Genomic DNA, 26,298 nt, shown 5'->3' with positions numbered 1-26,298 from the left:
TCACGGCATTTCACACAGCCCTGCTGACCTGCGACGATGCCAGAGGAAAAGATCGCGCGTCGGAGAAGTCACCGCGATGTGTCCGATTGCGCCTCTCTTTCCCGTTCACCGACCGCGACTGCGCGGTGTGCACGAGATCGAACACTCTCGGTCAACAACGGTCGGGACAACGCGAGCAAGAGGTGGTTGAACGTTTTGAAGAATTTTCCGAGAGCAAAAAAGGGCGGGCACCCGCAACCGCGAGTGCCCGCCCTTCCACGGTGAGTCAGCAGGAGGTCGAGCTCCTGCGGGGGCTCACTTGAGGGAGACGGTGGCGCCGGCCTCTTCCAGCTTGGCCTTGGCCTCCTCGGCCTTCTCCTTCTCGACCTTCTCCAGGATCGGCTTCGGAGCGCCCTCGACCAGCTCCTTGGCCTCCTTCAGGCCCAGGCCGGAGACGATCTCACGCACGACCTTGATGACCTGGATCTTCTTGTCGCCGGCGCCGTCGAGGATGACGTCGAACTCGTCCTGCTCCTCAGCGGCCGGGGCGGCAGCGCCACCCGCAGCCGGGACGGCCGCGACGGCGGCCGGGGCGGCGGCGGTGACGTCGAAGGTCTCCTCGAACTGCTTCACGAACTCGGACAGCTCCAGGAGGGTCATCTCCTTGAAGACGTCCAACAGCTCTTCGTTGCTCAGCTTCGCCACGGCGGCGTTCCTTTCCGTTCAGTGCCCGAGCACCGGCGGCACCCGGGAAGGGGAATTCCTACGACCGACAACTGCATCCGCTGCAGGACTCAGGCGTCGGCGTCGCTGCCCTTCTTCTCCTGCAGAGCAGCGGCCAACCGAGCCACCTGGGACGCCGGCGCGGCGAACAGCGCGGCGGCCTGGCCCAACTTGGCCTTCATCGCACCGGCCAGCTTGCCCAGCGTGACCTCGCGCGAGTCGAGGTCGGCGATGCGCTCGACCTCGGAAACGGACAGCGGGCGACCGTCCATGTAGCCGCCCTTGATCACCAAGGCCTGGTTGTTCTTGGCGAACTCCTTGAGCGCCTTGGCGGCGTCGACCGGCTCACCCTCGACGAAGGCGATCGCGGTCGGACCGACGAACAGGTCGTCGAGCCCTTCGACGCCCGACTGCTCAGCGGCACGCTTGACGAGCGTGTTCTTCGCGACACGGTACGTCGCGCCCGCGCCGAGGGCCCGGCGCAGCTCGGTCAGCTGCGCCATGGACAGCCCGCGGTACTCGGTCACGACCGCAGCGGTCGAGTTGTTGAAGTGCTCAGCGATCTCGGTGACCGCATCGACCTTGTCGGGCTTCGCCATGTCGCCTCCTCTCTATCTCCGACTGTGCTGGCGCATCCAGTCGGTCCTGAGACGACAAAACGCCCCTGCGCAGCAAGCACGGGGCGTCACGATCATGGGCACGCTGAGCAGCGCGCACGCGTAGCCTCGTCCCTCCTGCGCGGGCCGCCCGCATCTCACGGGACCTTAGTTCTCCACGGACCCCTCGCGGGGCGCGGAGAAGACCAGCGGTCTTTGGTGGAACCTCCCCAAGGATACGCGATGCGTCCCCGGCACCGCCCACCACCCCCGGCGTCCGCGCAGGTGGTGACCTCGATCGCCCGGGCGGGCATCATGTGGGGCGTGGCTGATCAGCACGCGTCGCCGGAGCCCGGCTCGAAGGACCTGCCGGAGAAGGCCCGTCCCGCGGACGTGGTCAACGCCGAAGTCGTGGAGGAGGTCACCGCGCCGGCACCGGCCGGACCGCCGCGGCCGGCCGACGACGAGGAGTTCCGGCAGTACCAGCAGTTCCTGCAGTTCCAGAAGTTCCGCGAATGGCAGGAGAGCCAGGGCGGCGACGTCGCGGTCCGGCCACCGAGCAGCCCGGCGGAGGCGCCCGAGAAGCCCTGGTGGAAGAAGGCTCTCGGCCTGCTGCGCTCCAAGCTCGTCCGGCGCCTCGTCTACCTGCTCGTCGTCCTCCTGCTGCTGAACTGGGCCTACGACCACTACTTCGGCAGCGGCGACAGCGGTTCCGACTCCTCCGGCAGCGGTCAGCCCCCGGTCCGCCCGGTGCCGCAGAAGGCGCCGACCCCGGAGGACGCGCTGTACGACCTGCACAACCTGCTGCGCGGCGACGACCCGGCGCAGGCGTGCGGGCTGTTCGACGCGGCGGGCCAGAACGGGTTCGCCGTCGGCCACCAGGCTCCCGACTGCGCCACCGCGGCCCGGCAGGTCCACGACCAGATCACCGACGGCAGCGCGTACGCCAACCCGAAGCCCGGCCCCGACGCGGTCGTGGTGAACGGTCCCGAAGCCGTGGTGCACGGTTGCCGCGTCCAGGTGCGGGGCGGACCGCAGCTGGGCAGCCTCAAGCTCACCCGGCAGCCGGACGGGGGCTGGGCGATCAGCGGCTACGCCTTCCAGAGCTCCACCTGTCGCTGACCCCGGAGCAACGACGAGGGCGGGCCGACCCGGAGGTCAGCCCGCCCTCGCAGCGGTTCTGCGGCGTCAGACCGAGGTCGAGATGCCGCGGGTGATGTTCGGGTCGACCGGGATGCCCGGGCCCATCGTCGTGGTGAAGGTGACCTTCTTCAGGTACCGGCCCTTCGACGCCGACGGCTTGGCCCGCAGGATCTCGTCCAGCGCGGCCGCGTAGTTCTCCACCAGCTTGTCGGTGTCGAACGACACCTTGCCGATGATGAAGTGCAGGTTGGCCTGCTTGTCGACGCGGAAGTTGATCTTACCGCCCTTGATGTCCGCGACCGCCTTGGCGACGTTCGGGGTGACGGTGCCGGTCTTCGGGTTCGGCATCAGGCCGCGCGGGCCCAGGATGCGGGCCACCTTGCCGACCTTGGCCATCTGGTCCGGGGTGGCGATCGCCGCGTCGAAATCGAGCCAGCCGCCCTGAATGCGCTCGATCAGGTCCTCGGAACCAACCGCGTCCGCCCCGGCGGCCTCGGCCTCAGCGGCCTTGTCACCGACGGCGAACACGATGACGCGGGCAGTCTTACCAGTGCCGTGCGGCAGGTTCACGGTGCCGCGGACCATCTGGTCTGCCTTGCGGGGGTCGACGCCCAGCCGCAGCGCCACCTCGACGGTGGCGTCGTACTTGACCTTGGAGGTCTTCTTCGCCAGCTCAGCGGCCTCCGCCGGCGTGTACAGCCGCGTCCGGTCGACCAGCTCGGCCGCCTGCTGGTATGCCTTGCTGCGCTTTGCCATCTCTGTCCCTATCAGCGGTGGATCAGTTGTGGTTGGTCGGGCTGCGCCAGCCCTCCCACAGCGGTGCCCGGTCGGAACCGGACCGCGTGTGTCAGCCCTCGACGGTCAGACCCATCGACCGGGCGGTCCCGGCGATGATCTTGGCGGCCTGGTCGATGTCGTTGGCGTTGAGGTCGGCCATCTTGGTCTCGGCGATCTCGCGGACCTGGTCCATGGTGACCTTGCCGACCTTGTTCTTGTGCGGCTCGCCGCTGCCCTTCTGCACACCGGCGGCCTTCAGCAGCAGCTTCGCGGCCGGCGGGGTCTTCAGCTTGAAGTCGAAGGAGCGGTCTTCGTACACGGAGATCTCGACCGGCACCACGTTGCCACGCTGCTGCTCGGTCGCGGCGTTGTACGCCTTGCAGAACTCCATGATGTTGACGCCGTGCTGACCCAGCGCGGGGCCGACCGGCGGGGCCGGGTTGGCCTGGCCCGCCTGGATCTGCAGCTTGATGATCGCTGCCAGCTTCTTCTTCTTGGGCGGCATGTTCGCTTTCCTGTGTCTTCGCTATCCGGTTGCCCGGCCCCGCCTGGCTGCGGGGCCGATCTGGCGAGACCACGAAACGGTGGCATCGCCCGCTGCTGCGCGCGGTCCTGCCAGACCCGCGCGCAGCCGGCCGTCTCCCCGTGGGGATCCGGTCAGATCTTGGAAACCTGGTTGAACGACAGCTCAACCGGCGTTTCGCGGCCGAAGATCGACACCAGGACCTTGAGCTTCTGGGCGTCCGGGTTGACCTCGTTGATGGTCGCGGGCAAGGTCGCGAACGGCCCGTCCATGACGGTGACGGACTCGCCGACCTCGAAGTCGACCTCCACCGCGGGCTTGGCGGCCGACGGTGCGGCAGCGGCCTTCTTGCCCGGCTCGGCCTTCTTCTCCTCGACCTGCGGCGCGAGGAACTTCAGCACCTCGTCGATGCTCAGCGGCGACGGCTTGGAGGTGGCGCCGACGAAGCCGGTGACGCCGGGCGTGTTGCGCACCGCGCTCCAGGACGCGTCGTTGAGCTCCATCCGGACCAGGATGTAGCCGGGCAGCACCTTGCGCTGCACCAGCTTGCGCTGGCCGTTCTTGATCTCGGTGACCTCTTCGGTCGGCACCTCGACCTGGAAGATGTAGTCCTCGACGTCCAGCGTCTGGGCGCGGGTCTCGAGGTTGGTCTTGACCTTGTTCTCGTAGCCGGCGTAGGAGTGCACCACGTACCACTCGCCGGGCGCGCGGCGCAGTGCGGCGCGCAGCTCCTCGACGGGGTCGGGCTCCTCGGTCTCCTCGGCCTCCGCGGCCGCCTCGCCCTCGCCGGAGGCGTCGGTGGCGTCAGCGTCGGTCTCGGCCTGCGACTCGGTGGCGTCGGTGGAACCGGCGTCCTCGCCGGAGTCGGCACCGCCGGTGGACTCGACTGCATCGACCGAGTCCGCGGCCGCCCCGGCCTCGTCGGCCGCTGGCTGCACCTGCTCGTCGGTGAGGCCGGTGTTTTCCTGGCCCTCGTGGGAGGTCACAGTCGGTCTCGCTTCCTCTCGTGCGTTGTGTGCCGGGTCGTTGCTCCGCCGGCACCACCTCAAGCGCGGGCCCTGAGGTTCAGCCGGAGCCGAACAGCCAACCCACGCCCTTGGCGAAGAGCACGTCAACGCCGGCCACGAACGCCACCATGACGCTGACGAACACCAGCACCACGAGCGTGTAGGACACCAGCGACTTGCGCGTCGGCCAGATGACCTTGCGCAGTTCGGCGACGACCTCGCGCAGGAAGCGTCCGATCTTCCGGAACAGCGAAACCCGACCCTGCCGACCGTCCCGTGCTGGGGTCGGCCGACCCTTCGACTCAGTTGTGCGCGTCGAGCCGGAACTCGACTCACCAGACCGGCCCCGGCGACCGGTCGGACGGGAGGAAGCACGGCGCTCGCGCCGCGCCGCAGCGCTGGACGGACGGTTGGCGTCGTCGCGCGCCCCGCCCTGCTCCTGCTCGCGGTCCTCGCTCACGCCAATCCTCCGCTCACCGTCGCATCGACGCAGGGGTGACAGGACTTGAACCTGCAACCTGCGGTTTTGGAGACCGCTGCTCTGCCAATTGAGCTACACCCCTCCGCGGCCTGGACCCAGGCCGCACTCGGCGGGCGCCCGCCATCGCCATGGGACCGGAGTTCCACGGGAGTTCGGGCATCCAGGTACGGAAGTGTACGGCACGCCGACAGGCGGTATCCAACGGCACCCCCCGTGTCGCGCGAAGAACCGCTCCGCCGCTGGTGAGGAGCGTGTCGCCGGCCACTTCGTGCCAGTATCCCCGCATGGCCACACCGCACGCAGACCACCAGACCAGAACGCGGGTGTCCGCCCGGATCGGCGGCATCAGCGAGTCCGCCACCCTGGCCGTGGACACCAAGGCGAAGGCGCTCAAGGCCGCCGGGCGCCCGGTGATCGGGTTCGGCGCCGGCGAACCCGACTTCCCGACGCCGCAACCCATCGTGGACGCCGCGATCGCCGCCTGCTCCGACCCGAAGAACCACCGCTACAGCCCGGCCGCGGGGCTGCCGGAGCTGCGCGAGGCCATCGCCGCCAAGACCCAGCGGGACTCCGGGTACTCCGTGCAGGCCGGCCAGGTGCTGGTCACCAACGGCGGCAAGCACGCCGTCTACCAGACCTTCCAGACCCTGCTGGACCCGGGCGACGAGGTGCTGCTGCCCGCCCCGTACTGGACCACCTACCCGGAAGCGATCACCCTGCCGGGTGGAGTTCCGGTGGTGGTCCCGGCCGACGAGTCGACCGGCTACCTGGTCACCGTCGACCAGCTGGAGGCGGCCCGCACGCCGCGCACCAAGGTCCTGGTGTTCAACTCGCCGTCCAACCCGACCGGGGCGGTCTACCCGCCGGACCAGGTGGAGGCGATCGGCCGCTGGGCCGTCGAGCACGGCATCTGGGTGGTCACCGACGAGATCTACGAGCACCTGGTCTACGGCGACGCCCGGCACGTGTCGATGCCCGCCGTGGTGCCCGAGCTGGCCGACACCTGCGTGGTGCTCAACGGCGTCGCCAAGACCTACGCCATGACCGGCTGGCGGGTGGGCTGGATGATCGGCCCGCCGGACGTGATCGCGGCGGCGACGAACCTGCAGTCGCACCTGTCGTCCAACGTCGCCAACGTCTCGCAGCGGGCCGCGCTGGCGGCGGTCAGCGGCTCGCTGGACGCGGTCCACGAGATGCGCGCGGCCTTCGACCGCCGGCGGCGCACGATCGTCGAGATGCTCTCGGCGATCCCGGGCGTCAGCTGCCCCGAGCCGCGGGGCGCGTTCTACGCGTACCCGTCGGTGAAGGACGTGCTGGGCAAGGAGATCCGCGGGGTGCGCCCGAGCAGCAGCGTGGAGCTGGCCGCGCTGGTCCTCGAGCACGCCGAGGTCGCGGTGGTCCCGGGCGAGGCCTTCGGCACGCCCGGCTACTTCCGCCTCTCCTACGCCCTCGGCGACGAGGACCTGGTCACCGGGGTGGACCGGCTCGGCTCGCTGCTCGCCGAAGCGACGTGATCTCCCGGGGTGGGGGCTGCCGGACCGGGCGCCCCCACCTCCTCGCTCACCGGGGCAGGCGGACGGTGGCGGTGGCGCCGCCGAGGACGCCCTGGCCCGCGCTCTTGGCCGTGATGGCGACCTTCACCGTGCCGTCGTCGTTGATCGCCGAGACCTTGCCGGTGACGTCCACCCGCGCGCCGGTCTCGTCGTCGGGCACCACGACCGGCCGGGTGAAGCGGACCCCGTAGTGCACGATCGCGCCCGGGTCGCCGGTCCACTGGCTGACCAGGCGACCGGCCACCGCCATGGTGAGCATGCCGTGCGCGATCACGCCCGGCAGGCCGACCTCGGTGGCGAACCGCTCGTTCCAGTGGATCGGGTTGAAGTCACCGGAGGCGCCCGCGTACCGGACCAGGTCGGTGCGGGTGAGCGCCACGCTCAGCTCGGGGAGCTGGTCGCCGACCGCGACCTCGGACAACCGCACGCCCATCACGCCTCGTCCTCCCCGGTCCCGCGGGCCACCAGCATCGACTTCGCGGTGCACACCGGTTCCCCGGTGACGGTGCTGATCTCGGCCCGCACCGTGAGGAAGTCGTTGCCCGCGCGCGTCTTGATGTCGTCCACGTGCACCACGGTGACCAACCGGTCGCCGGCCTGGATCGGCCGGTGGTGGGTGAACTCCTGCTGCCCGTGCACCACGCGGCTGTAGTCCAGCCCGAGCTGCGGGTCCTCGACGAGCGCGTCGTGCGCGCCCATGGACATGATCACCGCGAACGTGGGCGGGGCGATCACGTCGGGGTACCCGGCGGCCTTGGCGGCCTCGACGTCCCGGTACAGCGGGGAGTCGTCGCCGATCGCGGTGGCGAACTCCCGGATCTTCTCCCGCCCGACCTCGTACGGCGGGGTGGGCGGGTACTCGCGTCCGATGAATGACTGGTCAAGCGGCACGCGCGCAGGCTACCCGACCCCGGGCGCCGCCCCACCCGCTTCCCGAACACCCGTGCGCCTCACCACACCGGCACGAAAAAACCCGCCCCCGGCGCCGGGGGCGGGCTCGAAGCCACTCAGGGACACTGAGCAGTCGCGAACGGCGAACCGTTCCGCGGACGTGCCTGGCTCAGCGGGTCTCCTTGTGGAGCTTGTGCGTACCGCAGTTCGGGCAGAACTTCTTCATCTCCAACCGGTCCGGGTTGTTGCGCCGGTTCTTGTTGGTGATGTAGTTGCGGTGCTTGCACTCCTCGCACGCCAGCGTGATCTTGGGTCGGACGTCGGTGGCGGCCACGGGGGTGCCTTTCTGTCTCGGTGATACTGCTGGGCGGTTCGCGGGTGATCCGCGCGGACCGTGACTGGTAGCGGTGGCCGGACTTGAACCGGCGACACAGCGATTATGAGCCGCTTGCTCTACCGACTGAGCTACACCGCCTTGCTGGGACCTTCGATGCGCCGCGCACCGGCAGCCTCAGCCGACGCAGGATGTCCCACGCAAAACAGCCACAGCACCTAGTTTACCGAGCACTGCGGCTGTCTTTCGAGCCCCAATACGGAATCGAACCGTAGACCTTCTCCTTACCATGGAGACGCTCTGCCGACTGAGCTATTGGGGCGTGTTCCCTGCGGAACGCCTAGAACTTTACACACCCTCTCGAGGCCCCTGAACAGGGGGGTCCACTTTCGGCGAAAACCCTGGTCAGGACCACTCTCCCGGCTCCGCTGGGGGTCCGCGGGCGGCGGGCGGCGCTTCAGTGCAGGAGTGTGAGGACGGTCTCGGACCGGGGACCGACGCCGCGCTTGGTGCGGGCCTTCAGCCACGCCTCGAACCGCTCCTCGGACAGCGGCCGCGAGATCAGGTAGCCCTGCGCCACGTCGCAGCCCATCTCCACCAGCTGGTCGCGCGCCGCGTCGTCCTCGACGCCCTCGGCGACCACCGCCAGGTGCAGCGAGTGGCCCAGCTCGACGATGGAGCGGACCACGGCCATGTCACCGAGGTCGGTGCCCATGCCGAGCACGAAGCTCTTGTCGATCTTCACCTCGTCCACCGGCAGCTGCCGCAGGTAGGCCAGCGACGAGTAACCGGTGCCGAAGTCGTCCACCGCCAGCACCACGCCCATCGCGTGCAGCCGCCGCAGCACCGGCAGCGACCGCTCCGGGTCGGCCATCACGCTGGACTCGGTGAGCTCGAAGGTGAGCAGCTCGGGCGGGATGTCGTGGCGCTCCAGCGCCTCGGCGACGCGGTCCGGGAAGGCCTCGTCGGCGAGGTTGCGCACCGACAGGTTCACCGCCACCGACATCCGCAGGCCGGCGTCCAGCCACTGCCGGATCTTGACCAGCGCGCACTCCATCACGAACGAGGTGAGCGCGTCGACCAGGCCGGTCGCCTCGACCAGCGGCACGAACTCGTCCGGGTCGAGCCGCCCGTACTCCGGGTGCGACCAGCGCACCAGGGCCTCCGCGCCGACCACGCTGCGCTCCGGCAGCGCGACCTTGGGCTGGTAGTGCACCTCGACCTGGCCGGTGTCCAGCGCGTGCCGGAACTGGGTGACCAGCTGGAACCGGCGCAGGAACACCTGCCCCATCGCGGGCGCGTAGCCGCGCACCACGTGCTCGCTGTTGCGCGCCGCCCGCACCGCGACGTCCGCGCGCTGCAGCAGGGTGTCGACGTCGTTCTCGCACTCGCCGTCGGCCGGCGCGGACGAGGCGTAGCCGGCCACGCCCGCGGCCTCCACCACGATCCGGTCCAGCGGGTACGGGCGGGCGATCGTCTCGCACAGGTGCTGGGCCACCTCGTGGGCCTGGGCCTCGCTGTGGTCCAGCAGCAGCACCGCGAACGAGCCCGCCTCCAGGCGGGCCAGCGGCGCCCCGCCCAGCTCCTCGCTCATCCGCTGCCCGGCGGCGACGACCATCCGGTCGCCCCAGGTGTAGCCGAGGGCCTCGCTGACCGTGGTGAGCACGTCGAGGTCGACGCGCAGCACGACCGCGGTGCGGCCGCCGCGCAGCTCCTCGGCGGCCATCTCGCGGAAGCCGGTGCGGTTGAGCAGCCCGGTCAGCGGGTCGTGGTAGGCGTCGTGGCGCAGCCGCGCGAGCAGCCGGCGGTTGTCCATCGCGGTCGCGAGGTGGCTGGCGAGCGTGTGCAGCAACCGCACGTCCGCCCGGCCGAAACCGCGCCAGCGGCTCACCCGGTCGTGCACCTCGACGGCGCCGAGCAGCTGCGTCGCGCCGCGCAGCGGGACCACCAGGGCCTCGTACGCGCCGCGCTGCCGCAGCGCCCGCCGCACCTCCTCGGGCGCTTCGAGCGTCCGGAACGAGCGCACGTGGCTGCCCGGCAGCTGGAGCAGCGGGTCCTCGCGCAACGCCGACGGCGCGGCCTGCCAGGCCGCCTCCGGCAGGTCCTCACCGGCGACGAGGGTGCTCACCTCACCGCTCGGGTCCAGCCGCAGCCGCAGCACCACGCGGGTGGCGTTGAGCTGCTCCCGGATCCGCTCGGCGACGGGCTCCCACTCGCCCACCTCCGGGACCGCCTCGCCGGGGCCCTGCCGCGGGCTCCGCTGCCCGTAGCGGGCCACGCTGAGGCTCACGTCGCTGAGCGTCTCCAGGTCGCGCTGCTCGCGCATCAGGTCCGAGTACGCCCGGTACAGGCCGATCACCGCCGCGGCGACCAGCGCCACCAGCAGCCACCCCCACGGGGTGGTCAGCGCCACCTCGTAGCTCACCAGGCCGACCGAGGTGTTGAGCAGGCCGACGGCCAGCGTGCGCACCGCCAGCCGCGCGCCGGCGGAGACGCGCATCGCGCCGCCCAGCACGTGCAGCGCGGCGAGCGCGAAGCCGCAGCTGATCAGCGAGGACGTCAGGGTGCCCACGACGGGGCCGAACCAGACCGGGGCGACCGTGACCAGCGCCTGGTTGACCGCGTGGGCGACCGCGAACGGCACCGCGATCTCCAGGCACATCACCCCGGCGTTGTAGGCGACGTGGGTGGCCGCCCGGCGCCCGACCTGGGCGCCCAGCCCGGCCAGCAGGTTCGCCGCCAGCGCCACCTCGAACGGCACCGTGAGCAGGGCGAGGATGAGCGGGATCTCGGTGAAGGAGATCGTCCAGCCGACCCGCTTGACGTCCACGTCGATCGTCAGCTGCTCGGCCAGCAGGAAGCCCATGGCCAGCAGCGGACCGAGGAACAGCAGGTCGGACCGGTAGTGGAACGGCAGCCACGCCGAGGTCAGCGCGGAGGCCAGCACCCCGGCGAGGAGCACCGCGAAGGAGAAGCCGGCGAACGTGCGCCGCCGCGCCGGGTCGACCTCGGGCCGCACCGGGGGACGCGAGTGCTCCAGTTCGGGTTGTGCACCGAGGGAGCGGTGACGCCCGACCATCCACTCTCCTCCCCGCCCGGCAGCACGGGCGCACCACGAGATCGCCGTCGCCGATCGTGACTCACGCCAGCACGCCTTGGCCAGGGGCGAACGGCCCCGCTCGCAGGCAGCGAACACCTCCGCCGACACCGGTACGAGGCACCCGTTCCGGTGACATCGCCCGGGCACGCGCAGTGACCTGCGCAGACCTCACGGGGAGCGGTGAGCACCACCGCTCGTTGGGCTCAGCACCGCGACCACGACGATCCTGTGAGCATTCCCGCAGCAACCAAACCCGCGCGCACGGTCCGCGCACGCCGGTCACCGCGGGTCACCACGGCAGCCCGAACTCGTCCAGGAAGTCGCGGACGGCCCGGTCCAGGTCGGCCAGCCCCGACTCCTCGACCGGCAGGTGCCCGGCACCGGACAGCTCGGCGACGAGGGTCGGCCCGCCGATCCGGTCGAAGAACCGCCGGGACAGCAGCGGCGGCGTCCAGCGGTCCTCGGCCGGCTGGGCGAGCAGCAGCGGCGGACCGGTGAACTCCTCCGGCGGGACCGCGGGCGGCGCGGTGAGGCAGCTGCGGACGAAGCCGAGCGCCAGCGAGCTGCCGCCGCCGCGCGGATCCGCCCACACCAGGTTGGCCAGCTGGGCGTGGTTGGAGATCGCGGCGATGTTGGCCAGCCAGTGCGCAGGCACCCGCGCGGACGCCAGCGGCCCCGGCGCCAGCCCGAGCAGCCCCGACCACCGGGCCATCTCCGGCCGGGCGGCCAGGTGGCGGCGGACCTCGGTGCGCCGCGGGTCGACGAGGCAGGTGGCGATCACCCCGGCCACCGCGTCCCCGGCGCGCGCGGCCACGTCGTAGGCCAGCCGCCCGCCGGTGCTCAGCCCGAACAGCACGATCGGCCGGTCGTCGCGGGCGCGTTCCAGCGCCACCAGGTCGAGGACGCAGTCCACCCAGTCCTGGTAGGTGGTGCCGCGCCGGGACGGGGCGGTGAGGCCGCAGCCGGGCAGGTCGGGGGCGATGTGCTCGAGATCGGCCAGCGCGGGCAGCCGCCCGTACGGGGCGAGCATCCGGCCGTAGGTGCCGATGCCGTGCAGGGAGATCAGCTTGGTCGGCGCGTGCTCGCGCGCGACGCGGTCGACGTGCACCTGGACGTCCCGCCACGGCCACCACTGCTCGGCCGGCGCGTTCTCCGCGGTGACCCGCAGGGCACCGGGGAAGAACTCCTGGTAGCGCAGCCAGTGGAGCTGTTCGTGGTAGCCGGGGCCGACGTCGGTGGCGGACCCTGGTGCGGAAGGAGCGCTCGGAGGCACACCACGAAGGTACGGAGTCGGCAGGACTGTGCGCATCGACCGGCAGCAGGCTCGCGAGTGGTTCGGGCGGGCGCGAGTGGCCCGTCTGGCCAGCGCAGACACGTCCGGGCGACCGCACCTGGTGCCGATCACGTTCGCCGTCGCCGGCGATGTGGTCGTCACCGCGGTCGACCACAAGCCGAAGCGGACCACGCAGCTGCGGCGGCTCCGCAACGTGGTGGAGAACCCGCAGGTCACGGTGCTCGCGGACCACTACGACGACGACTGGGACCGGCTGTGGTGGGTCCGCGCCGACGGCCGTGCCGAGGTGGCCGACGCGCCCGACCACCCGGACCTCGTCGCCGCGCTCGTCGCGAAGTACCCGCAGTACCGGGAAGAACGCCCGAACGGGCGGCTGATCGTGGTGCGGGTGGACCGGTGGAGCGGCTGGCGGCCGTGACCTCAGTCCCGCGGGTCGAGCCGGACCACGTCGGAGTCCAGGTCCAGCGGGCCGCCGGACTCGCGCTCGTCCTCCTTGACCACTTCCACCCAGGCCAGGTGCTCCAGCTGGTGCCGGGCGCCCGCGTTGAACAGGCCCTCGACGCCCAGCACCGCGGACCCGGACGGTCGCGCCTCCCGCTCCGGCTGCGCAGCTGCTCGCCGCTCCTGCCGCCGCCTCGCGCGGCCCGCCCGGTCGATGGCCATGCACCCAGGCTAACCGGGCGAACCACGCACCGGCCGCCGTCGGCGGACTCCCGCCACCGCTCGCGTAGGCTGCCAGACGTGCCCGATCCGTACTTCGTCCAGGTCAGCACGGCGGAGCTCGAGGACCTGGGACGGGCGCTGGCCGTGGTCGACCAGCACGCCGAGCTCAACCACCGCTACCGGAAGGTGCTCGCCGACTCGCAGCGGGTGCTGACCGCCCCGGAGATCCGCCTCACCCAGGCCCGCGGACTGGCCAAGCGGCTCATGGTCCTGCTCAAGGCCGCCGGGCCGGACTTCCGCAGCCGCCTGCCCGAGGCGGCGCGCACCGCGCTGGACGCCGGGTCGGCGCAGGCCACCGCCCTGGTCCACGACGACGGACCCGGCTGACCCACCCCCCTTGGACACGGGGTGGACATCGGGTTGTATCCTTTTCACCGCACGCCAGGTTGCCCGAGCGGCCAAAGGGAGCTGACTGTAAATCAGCCGGCATTGCCTTCGGAGGTTCGAATCCTCCACCTGGCACGCAGGAACCGGCCCCGTGACCACCAGGTCGCGGGGCCGGTTTCGTCGTTGGGCGAGGTTCGGGCGCGTACCCACCGCGGCACCGGCGCACCCGGTAGCGTGTTCGCACGACACGACGCTGCGTCTCAACGGGAGGTAAGACACGTGGCAAACCCGTCCTTCGACGTGGTGAGCAAGGTGGACCACCAGGAGGTGGACAACGCGCTCAACCAGGCGGCCAAGGAGCTCGCCAACCGGTTCGACTTCCGCGGCACCGGCACAAAGATCCAGTGGTCCGGGGAGAACGCGGTCGTGCTGGAGTCCGAGACCGAGGAGCGCTGCAAGGCCGCGATCGAGGTCTTCAAGGAGAAGCTGATCAAGCGCGGCGTCTCGCTGAAGGCCCTGGACATGGGCGAGCCGGCCAGTTCCGGGCAGGTCTACAAGGCCACCGGCAAGATCGTGCAGGGCATCTCGCAGGACGTGGCGAAGAAGATCTCGAAGAAGATCCGCGACGAGGGCCCGAAGGGCGTGCAGGCGCAGATCCAGGGCGACCAGCTCCGGGTCTCCGGCAAGAAGAAGGACGACCTGCAGGCGGTCATCCAGCTGTTGAAGTCGTCCGACTTCGACGTGGCCCTCCAGTTCGAGAACTACCGCTGACACCGCTGGTCGCGAGGTGCCGCCGAGCTCCCGCGACGGCACCTCACGGGCGGTGCGCGCCGCACCGGGCTCCGGCGGCGCCGGGGAGGGAGCGGCACCACCGGAGTGGACGGGGAGGTTTTTCCGGGTGAAGGGGATCGTGCTGGCCGGGGGCAGCGGGACGCGGCTGCACCCGTTGACCCAGGTCGTGTCGAAGCAGCTGCTGCCCGTCTACGACAAGCCGATGGTGTACTACCCGCTCTCGGTGCTGATGCTGGCCGGGATCCGGGACGTGCTGCTCATCTCCACCCCGGAGGACGTGCCGCTGTTCCAGCGGCTGCTCGGCGACGGCTCGCAGTTCGGCATCGAGATCTCCTACGCCGAGCAGCCCGAGCCCAACGGCCTCGCCGAGGCGTTCGTGATCGGCGCCGACTTCGTCGGTGACGACTCGGTGGCGCTGGTGCTCGGCGACAACATCTTCTACGGCCAGGGCTTCTCCGGGCTGTTGCAGCAGTGCGTGCGGGACCTCGACGGCTGCACGCTGTTCGGCTACCCGGTGCGCGACCCCGAGCGCTACGGCGTCGGCGAGGTCGACGACGAGGGCCGGCTGGTGTCCATCGTGGAGAAGCCGGCCGAGCCGAAGTCCGACATGGCCATCACCGGGCTGTACTTCTACGACAACCACGTGGTGGACATCGCCAAGGGCCTCACCCCGTCGGCGCGCGGCGAGCTGGAGATCACCGACGTCAACCTCACCTACCTGCGGGAAGGCCGCGCGCGGCTGACGCCGCTGGGCCGCGGCTTCGCGTGGCTGGACACCGGCACGCACGACTCGCTGCTGGAGGCCGGCCAGTTCGTGCAGGTGCTGGAGCACCGCCAGGGGGTGCGGATCGCCTGCCTGGAGGAGATCGCGCTGCGGATGGGCTACATCACCCCGGAGCACTGCTACGAACTGGGCTCCCGGCAGGCGAAGTCCGGCTACGGCCAGTACGTGATGGACATCGCCCGCCGGGCCGGCGCCGCGGTCTGAGGCGTCACCAGACCGGCGGGAGCTGGTGACCCGCCATGCCTTCGAGGCGGCGGATGCGGTCCGCCATCGGCGGGTGCGTGGAGAACAACCGCGCCATCCGCTCGCCGGGGCGGAACGGGTTGGCGATCATCAGGTGCGACTGGGACACCAGCTGCGGTTCCGGGGCCAGCGGCGCCTGCTGGGTGCCGCGCTCCAGCTTGCGCAGCGCGGAGGCGAGCGCGAGCGGGTCGCCGGTGAGGTTCGCCCCGGACGCGTCGGCCTGGTACTCGCGGGAGCGGCTGACGGCCATCTGCACCACGGCCGCCGCGATCGGCCCGAGCAGCGCGACGAGCAGCACCGCGAACAGGTTGGGGCGGTCCTCGTCCTGGCCGCCCGCCATGCCGAAGAACAGGCCGAAGTTGGCCAGGAAGGTCACCACGCTCGCCAGCGCGCCCGCCACGCTGGAGATCAGGATGTCCCGGTTGTACACGTGCGAGAGCTCGTGGCCGAGGACCGCGCGGAGCTCGCGCTCGTCGAGCAGTTCGAGGATGCCGGCCGTGCAGCACACCGCGGCGTTGCGCGGGTTGCGGCCGGTCGCGAAGGCGTTGGGGGCGCGGGTCGGGCTGATGTAGAGCGCGGGCATCGGTTGCTTGGCCGAGGTGGCCAGCTCCCGGACGATCCGGTACATGGCGGGTTGCTCCGCCTCGGACACCGGCCGCGCGTGCATGGCGCGCAGCGCCAGCTTCGCCGAGTTGAAGTAGGCGTACCCGTTCATGCCCAGCGCGACGACCAGCGCGATGACGAGCCCGGTGCGGCCGAACAGCGAGCCGACGAGCAGCACCAGCGCGCTCATGCCGCCGAGCAGCAACGCCGTTTTCAATCCGTTGAAGTGACTGTGCACCGTGCCTGCCTCCACCAAGGGCCCCACGGGGGCCGACACCTTCTGGGTGGTCTCAGGGCGGACGATCTCCCCGCTCTCGTAGACGGTCTACCCACAGAACGAGTCGACGTGAGGCCTAGTTCCGCGTGTGCCGAAGGCAACTCGCAGCCTCCCCGAGGCGATCTCGGACGTGCCGCCGGTTGTTGAATGTGAAACCACGTCCACCGTACCCGGCTCAGGAAGGACCCCCACATGATCTTCGGCAAGCTCCGGCGTCGTCCGCGACACGGTGCAGGCGCCGCCGGACTGCTCCCGACCCCGCTGGACAGCGGCGTCATCACCCTCCAGGTGCAGGACGAGCGGGGGCAGCTGCTGCCGGGCGCGGTCGTGACGCTGACCGGTCGGCTCAACCAGCGGACCGCGCACGGCGTCACCGACAACTACGGCAGCTTCACCACCTCGGTCTCGCCGGGCACGCACCGGCTGTCGATCAGCGCGGGCGGCTACCGCCGCTCCAGCACGCAGGTGGAGGTCGGGGTCAACCAGCACCTGCAGCTCGGCACCGTCCGGCTGGAGCCGGACGAGTCGCTGAAGCCGCCGCTGCCCGGCCGGTACCGGTTCGACCCGTACCACACCGAGATCCGGTTCACCGCGCCGCACATCGGCATGTCCAAGATCCACGGCGCGTTCCGGGAGTTCGACGGCGTCGTGGAGGTGGCGGAGCGGTTCGAGGACTCCCGCATCGAGGTGGTGATCGACGCCGCGAGCGTCGACACCGGGGTCGCGATGCGCGACGAGCACCTGCGCTCGGCGGACTTCTTCGACGTGGCGAACCACCCGCACCTGCGGTTCACCAGCGACCGGTTCACGCACCTGCGAGCGGACCGCTGGTCGGTCAGCGGGCACCTGACGCTGCGCGGCACCACCCGTCCCGTCGAGCTGGCCACGACCTACCTGGGTCAGCGGAAGTGGCAGGGGCCGGGCTTCGACGGCGACCTGCGCGTGGCCTGCCACTCGACCGCGACGCTGCACCGCGAGGACTTCGCGGTGAACTGGAAGGCCACGCTGGCCAAGGGCATCGCGGTGGTCGGCGCCACCATCGACCTCGAGATCGGCGTCCAAGCCGTCCGAGAGCAGTGACCCACCGCTCCGGGACCGGTGACCAACGCCACCCGGAGCGGTGAACCCACGCGATCCCGGTGGGGCCCTGGCACCTGGTCCCCACCGGGATCGCGCGACAGGACGCTCACGCCCCCTCGGTCACGGGTGGAGTTCGAGGGTGCAGCACTTGGGGCCGCCGCCTGACTTCCGGAGCTCCGAGACGTCCACCAGGACCGGCTCGTAGCCGCGGTCGGCCAGCTGCGCGGCCAGCGCGGTCGCCTCGACCGGCAGGACCACGTGCTTGCCGTCGGAGACCCCGTTGAGCCCCAGGCAGGCCGCGTCGGCCTCGCTCGCGATCACGGCGTCCGGGAACATCCGCTCCAGCACGCGCCGCGACCCGTCGGAGAACGCCTCCGGGTAGTAGGCGATCCGCGCCCCCGGCCCCCGCCGCAGCACGAACAGCGCGGTGTCCAGGTGGTAGTACCGCGGGTCGACCAGGCGCAGCGACACCACCGGCACGCCGAGGACCTCCTGCGCCTCGGCGTGCGCCTCCGGGTCGGTGCGGAACCCGGTGCCCGCCAGCAGCACCTCGCCGGTCCAGGCGAAGTCGCCCTCGGCCTCGTTGGTGCGGGACGGCATCACCAGGTCCCGGTACCCGCGCGTGGTGAACCAGCGCCGGAAGTGCTCGGCCTCGGCGGCCCGCTGCGGCGCGCGGAACCGGGCGCCGAGCACCTTGCCGCCGATCACGGTCGCCGAGTTGGCCGCGAAGACCATGTCCGGCAGCCCCGGCTGGGGCTCGACGACGTCGACGGTGTGGCCGAGGCGCTCGTAGGTGCGCTTGAGCTCGGTCCACTGGGCCATCGCCCGGTCGACGTCCACCGGCGTCCCGGGGTCCATCCACGGGTTGATCGAGTACTCGACGGTGAAGTACTGCGGCGGGCACATCACGTAGTGCCGCGGGCTGGCCTGCGGCGACTCGAGGGCAGTGGCTCCTTGCTCGGCGATGACCGTCATGAATCGAAATGTAAGCGGAGTCGAGAGCACGCATCAACGCCGCTCCGTTCGATTCGTGCGGCAGAATGTTGCGTATGGACGCGCTGGATCATCGAATCATTTCGCACCTGGTGGCCGACGCCCGGGCGAGCTACGCGGAGATCGGTGCGCAGGTCGGGCTCTCCGCCCCCGCGGTGAAGCGGCGGGTGGACAAGCTGCTGGACCTGGGCGTGCTGCGGGGCTTCACCGCGGTCGTCGACCCGGAGGCGCTCGGCTGGGGCACCGAGGCGTTCGTCGAGGTCCACTGCGCCGGCAACGTCCCCGCGCACCGCATCCGCACCGGCCTGGAACCGCTGCCCGAGGTGGTGGCGGCCTACACCGTCTCCGGGCAGGCGGACGCGATCGTGCACCTGCGCGCGGCGAACATCCACCACCTCGAGGAGGCGATGGAACGGCTGCGCTCGGTCGACTTCGTGAGCCGCACGGTCTCCACCGTGGTCCTGTCCCGACTGCTGGAGCGCCAGCCCGAGCCCGAGTGAGGCGGCCGTCAGCCGCGGGCGGCCCGGCGGCCGTTCCAGGGCTCGAAGCCCGCGATCTCGGCGTCCTTCGCGGAGCGGAACCACACGTCGGCGACGATCTCCGAGTAGTGCGGCGAGTCCGGGGTGTGGTACTGCCGGGACGCCGAGTGACCCTTGACCATCGGGCCGGTGCCGGACCAGCCGTGGTCCTGCCCCGGGTGCGGGCCCGTGCCCGGGGTGCGGTGCGGCAGCGGCGGCGCGTCGGGGTCCTCGACGACCGGGATGACCTGCGTCGCCTCCGCGCCGACCGGCGGCACGTACGGCGTCTCCGGCTGCGCCCCGTCCTCCATCGACTCGAGCAGCGACCGCAACTGCCCGGACAGGCGCTCCGGGTCGGTCAGCTGCCCGGCGAAGCCGGTCAGCTCCGGTGCGGGCTCCTCGCCGGGCGTCGCCGCGGCGTCCTCGTCCTGCGACGCAGCGGTCTCGCCCCGCTCGGCGCCGTCGCTCGACGCACCGGTCTCGGCCGGACCGGCACCCGCCGTCTCCGGCGACGGTTCGCCGCGCGCACCGCCGTCCTCGGCGGCCGGTCCGCCGCGCGCGGCGGTCTCCGCACCCGGCTCGCTGCGCTGGGTCGTCTCCGCCGGGTCGGCCTCCGAGCCGTCGCGGCCGGACGGACCGTCGGCGGGCTCGGCGCGCTGCTCGGCCACCGGGACGCGCGGTCGCACCGCGGTCACCGCGACGTCCGGCGGGGCCTCCGGGTCGGCGTGCTGCACCGACTCGTCCCACCTGCGGAACCAGCTGTTCTCGGTGTCCTCGTCCTCCGGCGCGCGCAGACGCGGGTCCGCCCACGCGCGCGGGGGCCGGTCCCAGTCACCGATCGGCGGCTCGTCGGCGTCGTGCGGCCGCGCCGGGTGCAGCAGGTCCAGCGGCTCCCGGGCGGTCTCCGGCTCCACGTAGCCGGGCTGGTCGTAGCCGTCCTCGTCGTAGCCGGGCTCGTCGTGGTCGGCCGAGCCGTGGTCGTACTGGGCGGCCTCGTACTCCGCCAAGCGCCGCTGCACCGGGCGGACGAACAACAACCAGGTGATCAGGGCGCCGAGCGCGAACGCGGCGAGGCTCCACAGCCACACCTGGGTGAACAACCAGGTGATCACGAGCGATGTCCTTCCTCACGAGCTCCGGCGCCGCCGGTCGGTCCCGGCATACCTACCACGCAGCACCACACCGACGAGGTGTCGTGACCGGCTCGTGATCCAGCAGCCCCCACCACGGCTCAGCGGGTCCGGGCCACCACGTAGTCGACCAGCGCCGCCAGCGCGTCCCGCGCCGGGGCGTCGGGCAGCGAGGCGAGCTCCTCGCGTGCGTCACCGGCGTAGGAGTCCAGCGTCGCGCGGCTGCGGGCCAGGCCGTTCGACTCGCGCAGCAGGTCCAGCGCCTCGCGCACCTCGTCGTCGTCCGACAGCGGGCGGGACAGCAGGTCGCGCAACCGCGGGTCGGTGTCCGGGTCGGCCAGCGCGTACAGCATCGGGAGGGTGCGCACGCCCTCGCGCAGGTCGGTGCCCGGCGTCTTGCCGGACTCGTCGGCCGGCGAGGCGATGTCGATGATGTCGTCGGAGATCTGGAAGCCGATGCCGACGAGCCGGCCGATCCGCTCCAGCGACGCCACCGTCTTCTCGTCCGCGCCCGAGAACCAGGCACCGAACCGGCCCGCGGTGGCGATCAGCGAACCGGTCTTCTCGTAGACCACCCGCAGGTAGGAGTCGACGGCGTCCTCGTCGGCGCCGAGCCCGACGGTCTCCCGCATCTGCCCGGTGACCAGCAGCTCGAAGGTGCCCGCCATCGAGCGGACCGCCTCCGCGCCCAGGTCGGCGATGAGCGCCGACGCCCGCGCGAACAGGAAGTCGCCGGTCAGGATGGCGACCGAGTTGTCCCAGCGGGCGTTGGCGCTGCTCGCGCCGCGCCGCATGGTGGCCTCGTCCATCACGTCGTCGTGGTAGAGCGTGGCCAGGTGGATCAGCTCCACCACCGCCGCGGACTTGATCACCTCGTCCGCGTGCGGGTCGCCGAAGTGCGCGGCCAGCAGCGTGAACAGCGGCCGGAACCGCTTGCCCCCCGCCTCCACCAGGTGCAGCGAGGTGCGGGTCGCGAACTCGAACTCGCTCTGCACCGAGTCGTGCAGCAAGCGCTCCACCCGATCGATGCCCTGCTGCACCGAGTCGGCCAACGCCGAGTCGGCGATGTCGATCCCGGTTCCGTTGCCCTTGATCAGCTCGCTGATCGGGTCACCCGCTGGCCTGCTCACGTCACCGTCGCCTTCGCTCCCCCAACGTTCGCCCTACCGGCGTGCACTCTACGACACGAAGCCACCGACGTTCGCCCAGTCCAGCGCCAGAGTCGGCAGGACGCCCAGCAGCAGGGTGACGACGACACCGAGAGTGATCGCGGCTGTCGTGAACGCACCCGGCACGCTCACGGTCGGGCCGTCCTCGGCCGGGTCGTTGAAGTACATCACCACGATGACGCGGAGGTAGAAGAACGCGGCGACCGCGCTGGCCACCAGGGCCACCACGACCAGCGGCGCCATCCCGTCGGCCAGCGCCGCCTCGAACACCACGAACTTGCCGATGAAACCGCTGGTCAGCGGGATGCCGGCGAGGGCGAACAGCAGGAAGGCGAACACCCCGGCGACCAGCGGCGACCGCTTGGCCAGCCCCGCCCAGTCGGAGAGGTGAGTCGCCTCACCGTCCGACCGGCGCACGAGACTGATCACACCGAACACCGCGATCGTGGTGAACCCGTAGGCGAGCAGGTAGAACAGCGTGCTGGACAGGCCACGCTCGGTCAGCGCGATGGCGCCGATGAGCATGAACCCGGCGTGCGCCACCGAGGAGTAGGCGATCATCCGCTTGATGTCCTGCTGGGTGAGGCCGAGCACCACGCCGATGACCATCGAGGCGATGGCGATGGCCCACAGCACGCCCTTCCACTCCCAGCTCGACGCCTGGAACCCGACCTGCAGCACGCGCAGGATCGCGCCGAAGGCGGCGACCTTGGTGCAGGCGGCCATGAAACCGGTCACCGCGGTCGGCGCGCCCTGGTACACGTCCGGGGTCCAGGTGTGGAACGGGCCCACCGAGGCCTTGAACAGCAGGCCCACCAGCAGCAGGCCGAGCCCGGCGAACAGCAGGGTGTCCGAGCGGTCCGACCCGGCGGTGGCGTCGGCGATGGCCTGCAGCTTCACCGAGCCCGCGTAGCCGTAGAGCAGCGCCAGGCCGTACAGGAAGAACGCCGAGGCGAAGGCACCGAGCAGGAAGTACTTCACCGCCGCTTCCTGCGACAGCAGCCGGCGCCGCTTGGCCAGCCCGCACATCAGGTACAGCGGGAGGCTCAGCACCTCCAGCGCGATGAACATGGTGAGCAGGTCGTTGGCCGCGGTGAACACCAGCATCCCGCCGAGGGAGAACAGGGCGAGCGGGAAGACCTCGGTGCGCATCCCGGAGACCGCGGCCGCGGCGCGGCTCATGGTGCCCGGCCCCTCGGCGGCCCGGGACTCGGCGACGAACGCGCCGCCCGACTCCACCGAGCGGTCGGCGATGAGCAGGATCGCGGCCAGCCCGAGCGCGAGCAGGGTGCCCCACAGGAACAGCGTCGGCGGGTCGACCGCCAGGGTGTCCGAGAGCGTGGTCACCCCGGTGCCGCCCGAGCGGGCGTGGACGGCCAGCGCCACCCCGGCGGCCACGATCGTCACCAGGCTCAGCCCCACCTGCACCGGCCAGCGCTGGTGCCGCGGCAGGAACGCCTCCACCAGGATCGCCAGGCAGGCCGCGCCGAGGACGATCAGGATCGGTGCGATCGCCGCGTAGTCGATCGGCGGGATCTCCACGGACTGCAGCTGCGCCAGTGCGCCGCTCGTCATGACACCCACTGTCAGTTACCTCCCTGCGAGGTCACGGGGTCGGTGACGCCGACCTCGCTCATGGTTGCCGCGACCGACGGGTTGATCACGTCCAGCACCGGCTTCGGGTAGAAGCCGAGCGCGAGCACCAGCACGATCAGCGGGGTCAGCACGGCGATCTCGCGGGCGCCGAGGTCGGCGATCCGCAGCCGGTGCGCGCCCGCGCCGTTCGGGTCGGTCACCGCGCCCGGACCGGCCGCGGCGCCCAGCAGCGCGTCCCCGCGCACCGGGCCCTGCATGGTGCGCTGGTAGAGCCACAGCACGTAGACGGCGGCCAGCACCATGCCGACGGTGGCCAGCACGGTGTACACCGGCCGGGTCTCGAACGAGCCGATGAGCACCAGGAACTCGCTGATGAACGAGTTGGTGCCGGGCAGCGACAGGGTGCTCAGCCCGGCGATCAGCAGCGTCCCGGCCAGCAGCGGCGTCACCTTCGCCATGCCGCCGTAGTCGGCGATGCGGGTGGAGCCGCCGCGGGTGATCACCATGCCGATCACCAGGATCAGCATGCCGGTCGCGATGCTGTGGTTGACCATGTAGGACACCGAGCCGGCGTGCGCCTGCGAGGTGAACGCGAAGATGCCCAGCGCGATGAACCCGAAGTGCGCGATCGAGACGTAGGCGATGAACCGCTTGAAGTCGGTCTGCCCGAACGCCTGGAACGAGCCGTAGAGCACGCCGATGACCGCCAGCACCAGCACCAGCGGCGCGAGCACCTGCGAGGCCTCCGGCGTGAGCGGGAGGCTGTAGCGCAGGAAGCCGAACGTGCCGACCTTGTCCAGCACGCCGACCACGATGACCGCGACCCCGATCGGCGCCTGCTGCGCGGCGTCCGGCAGCCAGGTGTGGAACGGCACCAGCGGGGCCTTGATGGCGAACGCGGTGAAGAAGCCGAGGAACAGCCACACCTGCACGCTCGTCGGCGCGTCCCGCAGCACCGGCACCAGCTCCTCCCAGGCGAAGGTGCCGCGGCCGGTGGCCTCAGCGCTGTAGACGTAGGCGCCGATCGCCGAGGCCAGCATGATCAGGCCGCCGAGGAACGAGTACAGGAAGAACTTCACCGCGGCGTAGGTGCGCTTCTCCCCGCCGTAGCCGCCGATGAGGAAGTACATCGGGACCAGCATGATCTCGAACAGCACGTAGAACAGGAACAGGTCGGTCGCGGCGAACACCGCCACCGTCAGCGCCTGCTCCAGCAGCAGCAGCGAGAAGAAGCCGCCGTGGGTGCGTCCCTCCGGCAGCCGCTCGCCCCAGCTGTAGCCGAGCACCAGCGGGGTGAGCAGCGCGATCACCGCGATCATCACCAGCGCGATGCCGTCCACGCCGAACGAGAAGCTGATGTCGAAGGCCGGGATCCAGGCCAGCGAGCTGGTGAGCTGCAAGCGCGGCCCGGCCGGGTCGTAGGCGGCCCACGCGGCCAGCGCGAGCGCGATCTCCACCAGGGAGAACCCGAGCGCGGTCCACTTCGCCGCGGGCGCGTTGCCGCGCAGCAGCGCCACCACCACCGACCCGACGATCGGCAGCAGGACCATTGCGACGAGCAGGGTCATCGGATCTCCTCCCGGAGCTCGCTCCGCCAGCAGGATCCACAGTGGACGTGCAGTTCCACCCGGAACTGCCCTTGGGTGCGCGAGAGCGTCGTCATGTCGGGATCCCCACGGCCATCAGGGCGGCGACCACCACGACGCCGCCGAAGAGCATGGACAGGGCGTAGGAGCGGACGAACCCGGTCTGCCAGCGGCGCAGCTTCCCGGAGCTGAAGCCCAGGACGCCTGCGATGCCGTTGACCGCGCCGTCCACGCCCTTGTCGTCCACAGTGACCAGTCCGCGCGCCAGGGCGAACGCCGGGCGCACCGCGATGGCGTTGTTCAGCGCGTTGCCGCCGAGGTCGGCGCGAGCCGCGCGCACGATCGGCGACACCCGCACCGGGCGCTCCACCGGCACCGGCTTGCGCCCGACCAGCAGCCAGGCGACCAGCACGCCGAGCGCGGAGACCACCACGGTGAGCACCGGGATCATCGCGTGCGGGATCGCGCTGTGCCCGGACTCCTGGAGCTCGCCCAGCGACGGCGCCAGGAAGCTGACCAGCCGGTCGCCGCCGGCGAAGAACATGCCCGCGGCCACGGAGCCGACGGCCAGCACGACCATCGGCGCGGTCATGATCGTCGGCGACTCGTGCGGGTGGAAGTCCTGGCCGTTGCCGGCCTTCAGCTTCTCCCAGCGCTTCTCGCCGAAGAAGGTCATGAGCACCAGGCGCGTCATGTAGAAGGCGGTGATGCCCGCGCCCAGCAGCGCCGCGCCGCCGAACACCCAGCCGCGCCAGCCCTCCTGGCCGAACGCCGCCTCGATGATGGCGTCCTTCGAGTAGTAGCCGGACAGGAACGGGAAGCCGATCAGCGCCAGGTAGCCGAGGCCGAAGGTGGCGAAGGTGATCGGCATGTACCGGTAGAGGCCGCCGAACTTGCGCATGTCGACCTCGTCGTGCATGCCGTGCATCACCGAACCGGCGCCGAGGAACAGCCCGGCCTTGAAGAAGCCGTGGGTGAGCAGGTGCATGATGCCCAGCGCGTACCCGGCCGGGCCGAGCCCGACGGCCAGCATCATGTAGCCGATCTGGCTGACCGTGGAGTACGCCAGGACCTTCTTGATGTCGTCGTAGGCGCAGCCGATGACGCACCCGACCAGCAGCGTCACCGCACCGACGATCGTCACCGCCAGCTGCCCGCCCGGGGACAGCGAGTACAGCGGGTTGGCGCGGGCGATCAGGTACACGCCCGCGGTGACCATGGTCGCGGCGTGGATGAGCGCGGAGACCGGCGTCGGGCCCTCCATCGCGTCCGGCAACCACGCCTGCAGCGGCACCTGGCCGGACTTGCCGCAGGCGCCCAGCAACAGCAGCAGCGTGATGGCCAGCAGCACGCCCGGCGAGAGCTCGCCGGCGCGGGCGAACACCTCGGCGTACTGCGTGGTGCCGAGGTTGGCGAACAGCAGGAAGATCGCCAGCGCCAGGCCGACGTCGCCGACCCGGTTCATCACGAACGCCTTGGTGGCCGCCGCGGCCGCCGACGGGCGGCCCTGCCAGAACCCGATCAGCAGGTAGGAGGCGAGGCCGACGCCCTCCCAGCCGAGGTACAGCGTCACGAAGCTGTTGCCCAGCACCAGCACCAGCATCGCCGCGACGAACAGGTTCAGGTAGGCGAAGAACCGGCGCCGCTCGGTGTTGTCCCGCCCGGTGCGGCCATGCTGGTCGTGCGCCATGTAGCCGATCGAGTAGAGGTGGATCAGCGAGCCCACCCCGGTGATCAGCAGCACGAACACCATCGACAGCGGGTCCATCCGGAGCCCGAAGTCGACCTGCAGGGCGTTGACCGGGATCCACGAGAACAGGTGCAGCTCGCGCAGCTGCTCGCTCTCCGGCAGCCCGGAGATCGAGCCGAACAGCACCACCCCGTACACGAAGGACGCGATCACCGTGGCGCAGCCGAGGACGTGCCCCCAGCCGTTGGCCCGGCGTCCGGCGACGAGCAGGACCAGCGCGCCCAGGGCGGGGAACGCGACCAGCAACCAGGCGTTCTGCTGGACACCGCCGGCAGCCGCCGTCACCTCAGGACTGGCGGCGAGGAAGGCCCCGGTAGTCATCATTG

General features: G+C 71.1%; 27 protein-coding genes and 4 tRNA genes. 9 read left to right on the top strand and 22 right to left on the bottom strand.

Features of this window, described 5'->3' with window-relative positions; genetic code table 11:
• Positions 1 to 294: 294 nt before the first annotated feature.
• Together rplL and rplJ are read right to left on the bottom strand one after the other, a co-directional pair.
• Positions 295 to 684, bottom strand: coding sequence for a 50S ribosomal protein L7/L12 (gene rplL / locus HNR68_RS05545; RefSeq protein WP_179718293.1), 390 nt, complete (start codon positions 682 to 684; stop codon positions 295 to 297).
• Positions 685 to 773: 89 nt separating this feature from the next.
• Positions 774 to 1,301, bottom strand: coding sequence for a 50S ribosomal protein L10 (rplJ, locus tag HNR68_RS05540; RefSeq protein WP_179718291.1), 528 nt, complete (start codon positions 1,299 to 1,301; stop codon positions 774 to 776).
• A 240-nt stretch (positions 1,302 to 1,541) separates the two neighbouring features.
• On the opposite strand from rplJ, the gene HNR68_RS05535 reads away from it, so the two are divergent.
• Complete coding sequence (locus tag HNR68_RS05535) at positions 1,542 to 2,420, top strand: hypothetical protein (RefSeq protein WP_179718289.1); 879 nt, start codon at positions 1,542 to 1,544, stop codon at positions 2,418 to 2,420.
• A 66-nt stretch (positions 2,421 to 2,486) separates the two neighbouring features.
• On the opposite strand, the gene rplA is transcribed toward HNR68_RS05535, so the two are convergent.
• From rplA to HNR68_RS05510, 5 genes are all read right to left on the bottom strand, one after another.
• Complete coding sequence (gene rplA, locus HNR68_RS05530) at positions 2,487 to 3,197, bottom strand: 50S ribosomal protein L1 (protein WP_179718286.1); 711 nt, start codon at positions 3,195 to 3,197, stop codon at positions 2,487 to 2,489.
• 91 nt (positions 3,198 to 3,288) lie between these two features.
• Positions 3,289 to 3,723 (bottom strand): 50S ribosomal protein L11, encoded by a 435-nt coding sequence (rplK, locus tag HNR68_RS05525; RefSeq protein WP_179718284.1) that lies wholly within the window; start codon positions 3,721 to 3,723, stop codon positions 3,289 to 3,291.
• Between the two features lie 152 nt (positions 3,724 to 3,875).
• On the bottom strand, positions 3,876 to 4,727 hold the full coding sequence (gene nusG / locus HNR68_RS05520) for a transcription termination/antitermination protein NusG (RefSeq protein WP_179718281.1): 852 nt from the start codon (positions 4,725 to 4,727) through the stop codon (positions 3,876 to 3,878).
• A gap of 79 nt (positions 4,728 to 4,806) precedes the next feature.
• A complete protein-coding gene (secE, locus tag HNR68_RS05515; RefSeq protein WP_179718279.1) occupies positions 4,807 to 5,208 on the bottom strand; it encodes a preprotein translocase subunit SecE in 402 nt (133 codons plus the stop codon).
• Positions 5,209 to 5,238: 30 nt separating this feature from the next.
• Positions 5,239 to 5,311, bottom strand: a tRNA-Trp gene (locus HNR68_RS05510).
• A gap of 202 nt (positions 5,312 to 5,513) precedes the next feature.
• Here HNR68_RS05510 and HNR68_RS05505 point away from each other — a divergent pair.
• Positions 5,514 to 6,743 carry a pyridoxal phosphate-dependent aminotransferase gene (locus HNR68_RS05505; protein WP_179718277.1) on the top strand — a complete coding sequence of 410 codons (1,230 nt, stop codon included), beginning with the start codon at positions 5,514 to 5,516 and terminating at the stop codon, positions 6,741 to 6,743.
• 46 nt (positions 6,744 to 6,789) lie between these two features.
• On the opposite strand, the gene HNR68_RS05500 is transcribed toward HNR68_RS05505, so the two are convergent.
• The 7 genes from HNR68_RS05500 to HNR68_RS05470 form a co-directional block, all read right to left on the bottom strand.
• The gene (locus tag HNR68_RS05500; protein WP_179718275.1) at positions 6,790 to 7,215 is read right to left on the bottom strand and encodes a MaoC family dehydratase; all 426 of its coding nucleotides are present in this window, start codon (positions 7,213 to 7,215) and stop codon (positions 6,790 to 6,792) included.
• On the bottom strand, positions 7,215 to 7,673 hold the full coding sequence (locus HNR68_RS05495; protein WP_179718273.1) for an FAS1-like dehydratase domain-containing protein: 459 nt from the start codon (positions 7,671 to 7,673) through the stop codon (positions 7,215 to 7,217). The genes HNR68_RS05500 and HNR68_RS05495 overlap by 1 nt, the downstream gene beginning before the upstream one ends.
• Before the next feature lie 169 nt (positions 7,674 to 7,842).
• A complete protein-coding gene (rpmG, locus tag HNR68_RS05490; protein WP_179718271.1) occupies positions 7,843 to 8,007 on the bottom strand; it encodes a 50S ribosomal protein L33 in 165 nt (54 codons plus the stop codon).
• Between the two features lie 65 nt (positions 8,008 to 8,072).
• Positions 8,073 to 8,148: transfer RNA gene (locus tag HNR68_RS05485), tRNA-Met, on the bottom strand.
• A gap of 108 nt (positions 8,149 to 8,256) precedes the next feature.
• Positions 8,257 to 8,329, bottom strand: a tRNA-Thr gene (locus HNR68_RS05480).
• A gap of 135 nt (positions 8,330 to 8,464) precedes the next feature.
• Positions 8,465 to 11,086 carry a putative bifunctional diguanylate cyclase/phosphodiesterase gene (locus HNR68_RS05475; RefSeq protein ID WP_179718269.1) on the bottom strand — a complete coding sequence of 874 codons (2,622 nt, stop codon included), beginning with the start codon at positions 11,084 to 11,086 and terminating at the stop codon, positions 8,465 to 8,467.
• 310 nt (positions 11,087 to 11,396) lie between these two features.
• The gene (locus HNR68_RS05470) at positions 11,397 to 12,380 is read right to left on the bottom strand and encodes an alpha/beta fold hydrolase (RefSeq protein WP_343049955.1); all 984 of its coding nucleotides are present in this window, start codon (positions 12,378 to 12,380) and stop codon (positions 11,397 to 11,399) included.
• Here HNR68_RS05470 and HNR68_RS05465 point away from each other — a divergent pair.
• Complete coding sequence (locus HNR68_RS05465; RefSeq protein WP_343049954.1) at positions 12,343 to 12,819, top strand: TIGR03668 family PPOX class F420-dependent oxidoreductase; 477 nt, start codon at positions 12,343 to 12,345, stop codon at positions 12,817 to 12,819. The two genes, HNR68_RS05470 and HNR68_RS05465, sit on opposite strands and share 38 nt — an antisense overlap.
• Positions 12,820 to 12,821: 2 nt before the next feature.
• Here HNR68_RS05465 and HNR68_RS05460 read toward each other — a convergent pair whose 3' ends face one another.
• Entirely contained in the window at positions 12,822 to 13,064 is a 243-nt protein-coding gene (locus HNR68_RS05460; protein ID WP_179718263.1) for a hypothetical protein, read from the bottom strand.
• A gap of 78 nt (positions 13,065 to 13,142) precedes the next feature.
• Here HNR68_RS05460 and HNR68_RS05455 point away from each other — a divergent pair, with 78 nt between their 5' ends.
• From HNR68_RS05455 to rfbA, 4 genes are all read left to right on the top strand, one after another.
• Positions 13,143 to 13,451 (top strand): hypothetical protein, encoded by a 309-nt coding sequence (locus HNR68_RS05455; protein WP_179718261.1) that lies wholly within the window; start codon positions 13,143 to 13,145, stop codon positions 13,449 to 13,451.
• A gap of 53 nt (positions 13,452 to 13,504) precedes the next feature.
• Positions 13,505 to 13,586: transfer RNA gene (locus HNR68_RS05450), tRNA-Tyr, on the top strand.
• Positions 13,587 to 13,730: 144 nt separating this feature from the next.
• Positions 13,731 to 14,222 carry a YajQ family cyclic di-GMP-binding protein gene (locus HNR68_RS05445; protein WP_179718258.1) on the top strand — a complete coding sequence of 164 codons (492 nt, stop codon included), beginning with the start codon at positions 13,731 to 13,733 and terminating at the stop codon, positions 14,220 to 14,222.
• A gap of 127 nt (positions 14,223 to 14,349) precedes the next feature.
• Positions 14,350 to 15,231 carry a glucose-1-phosphate thymidylyltransferase RfbA gene (gene rfbA, locus HNR68_RS05440; protein ID WP_179718256.1) on the top strand — a complete coding sequence of 294 codons (882 nt, stop codon included), beginning with the start codon at positions 14,350 to 14,352 and terminating at the stop codon, positions 15,229 to 15,231.
• A 4-nt stretch (positions 15,232 to 15,235) separates the two neighbouring features.
• Here rfbA and htpX read toward each other — a convergent pair whose 3' ends face one another.
• Positions 15,236 to 16,111, bottom strand: a complete 876-nt coding sequence (gene htpX, locus HNR68_RS05435) for a zinc metalloprotease HtpX (protein ID WP_179718254.1) — start codon at positions 16,109 to 16,111, stop codon at positions 15,236 to 15,238.
• A 231-nt stretch (positions 16,112 to 16,342) separates the two neighbouring features.
• Between htpX and HNR68_RS05430 the strand changes: the two genes are divergently transcribed.
• A complete protein-coding gene (locus HNR68_RS05430; RefSeq protein ID WP_179718252.1) occupies positions 16,343 to 17,230 on the top strand; it encodes a YceI family protein in 888 nt (295 codons plus the stop codon).
• A 120-nt stretch (positions 17,231 to 17,350) separates the two neighbouring features.
• Here HNR68_RS05430 and ddaH read toward each other — a convergent pair whose 3' ends face one another.
• Positions 17,351 to 18,205 (bottom strand): dimethylargininase, encoded by an 855-nt coding sequence (ddaH, locus tag HNR68_RS05425; RefSeq protein ID WP_343049953.1) that lies wholly within the window; start codon positions 18,203 to 18,205, stop codon positions 17,351 to 17,353.
• 74 nt (positions 18,206 to 18,279) lie between these two features.
• Between ddaH and HNR68_RS05420 the strand changes: the two genes are divergently transcribed.
• Entirely contained in the window at positions 18,280 to 18,723 is a 444-nt protein-coding gene (locus HNR68_RS05420; RefSeq protein WP_179718249.1) for an Lrp/AsnC family transcriptional regulator, read from the top strand.
• Between the two features lie 8 nt (positions 18,724 to 18,731).
• Here the strand turns inward: HNR68_RS05420 and HNR68_RS05415 are convergent, their stop codons facing one another.
• From HNR68_RS05415 to nuoL, 5 genes are all read right to left on the bottom strand, one after another.
• The gene (locus tag HNR68_RS05415) at positions 18,732 to 19,853 is read right to left on the bottom strand and encodes a sunset domain-containing protein (protein WP_343049952.1); all 1,122 of its coding nucleotides are present in this window, start codon (positions 19,851 to 19,853) and stop codon (positions 18,732 to 18,734) included.
• Between the two features lie 119 nt (positions 19,854 to 19,972).
• A complete protein-coding gene (locus HNR68_RS05410; RefSeq protein ID WP_179718247.1) occupies positions 19,973 to 21,001 on the bottom strand; it encodes a polyprenyl synthetase family protein in 1,029 nt (342 codons plus the stop codon).
• 48 nt (positions 21,002 to 21,049) lie between these two features.
• Positions 21,050 to 22,591: an NADH-quinone oxidoreductase subunit NuoN gene (gene nuoN / locus HNR68_RS05405; RefSeq protein WP_179724673.1), complete on the bottom strand. Its 1,542-nt coding sequence runs from the start codon at positions 22,589 to 22,591 to the stop codon at positions 21,050 to 21,052.
• 35 nt (positions 22,592 to 22,626) lie between these two features.
• Positions 22,627 to 24,204: an NADH-quinone oxidoreductase subunit M gene (locus HNR68_RS05400; RefSeq protein WP_179718245.1), complete on the bottom strand. Its 1,578-nt coding sequence runs from the start codon at positions 24,202 to 24,204 to the stop codon at positions 22,627 to 22,629.
• A 91-nt stretch (positions 24,205 to 24,295) separates the two neighbouring features.
• Positions 24,296 to 26,296, bottom strand: a complete 2,001-nt coding sequence (nuoL, locus tag HNR68_RS05395; protein ID WP_179718243.1) for an NADH-quinone oxidoreductase subunit L — start codon at positions 26,294 to 26,296, stop codon at positions 24,296 to 24,298.
• Positions 26,297 to 26,298: the final 2 nt, after the last annotated feature.

The organism is Saccharopolyspora hordei (genome assembly GCF_013410345.1).
GTDB classification, from domain to species: domain Bacteria; phylum Actinomycetota; class Actinomycetes; order Mycobacteriales; family Pseudonocardiaceae; genus Saccharopolyspora; species Saccharopolyspora hordei.
The sequence above is the reverse complement of the archived record's forward strand: the minus strand, read 5'-3'. Positions and strand labels throughout refer to the sequence as shown.

Excerpts from the sequence above, each read along its gene's own strand:
- HNR68_RS05430 (WP_179718252.1), top strand. The coding sequence starts at position 16,343 with ATGATCTTCGGCAAGCTCCGGCGTCGTCCGCGACACGGTGCAGGCGCC.
- HNR68_RS05505 (WP_179718277.1), top strand. The coding sequence starts at position 5,514 with ATGGCCACACCGCACGCAGACCACCAGACCAGAACGCGGGTGTCCGCC.
- HNR68_RS05460 (WP_179718263.1), bottom strand. The coding sequence starts at position 13,064 with ATGGCCATCGACCGGGCGGGCCGCGCGAGGCGGCGGCAGGAGCGGCGA.
- nuoL (WP_179718243.1), bottom strand. The coding sequence starts at position 26,296 with ATGATGACTACCGGGGCCTTCCTCGCCGCCAGTCCTGAGGTGACGGCG.
- rplJ (WP_179718291.1), bottom strand. The coding sequence starts at position 1,301 with ATGGCGAAGCCCGACAAGGTCGATGCGGTCACCGAGATCGCTGAGCAC.
- HNR68_RS05400 (WP_179718245.1), bottom strand. The coding sequence starts at position 24,204 with ATGACCCTGCTCGTCGCAATGGTCCTGCTGCCGATCGTCGGGTCGGTG.
- HNR68_RS05420 (WP_179718249.1), top strand. The coding sequence starts at position 18,280 with ATGGACGCGCTGGATCATCGAATCATTTCGCACCTGGTGGCCGACGCC.
- rplA (WP_179718286.1), bottom strand. The coding sequence starts at position 3,197 with ATGGCAAAGCGCAGCAAGGCATACCAGCAGGCGGCCGAGCTGGTCGAC.
- ddaH (WP_343049953.1), bottom strand. The coding sequence starts at position 18,205 with ATGACGGTCATCGCCGAGCAAGGAGCCACTGCCCTCGAGTCGCCGCAG.
- HNR68_RS05500 (WP_179718275.1), bottom strand. The coding sequence starts at position 7,215 with ATGGGCGTGCGGTTGTCCGAGGTCGCGGTCGGCGACCAGCTCCCCGAG.
- rplK (WP_179718284.1), bottom strand. The coding sequence starts at position 3,723 with ATGCCGCCCAAGAAGAAGAAGCTGGCAGCGATCATCAAGCTGCAGATC.
- HNR68_RS05535 (WP_179718289.1), top strand. The coding sequence starts at position 1,542 with ATGCGTCCCCGGCACCGCCCACCACCCCCGGCGTCCGCGCAGGTGGTG.
- HNR68_RS05475 (WP_179718269.1), bottom strand. The coding sequence starts at position 11,086 with ATGGTCGGGCGTCACCGCTCCCTCGGTGCACAACCCGAACTGGAGCAC.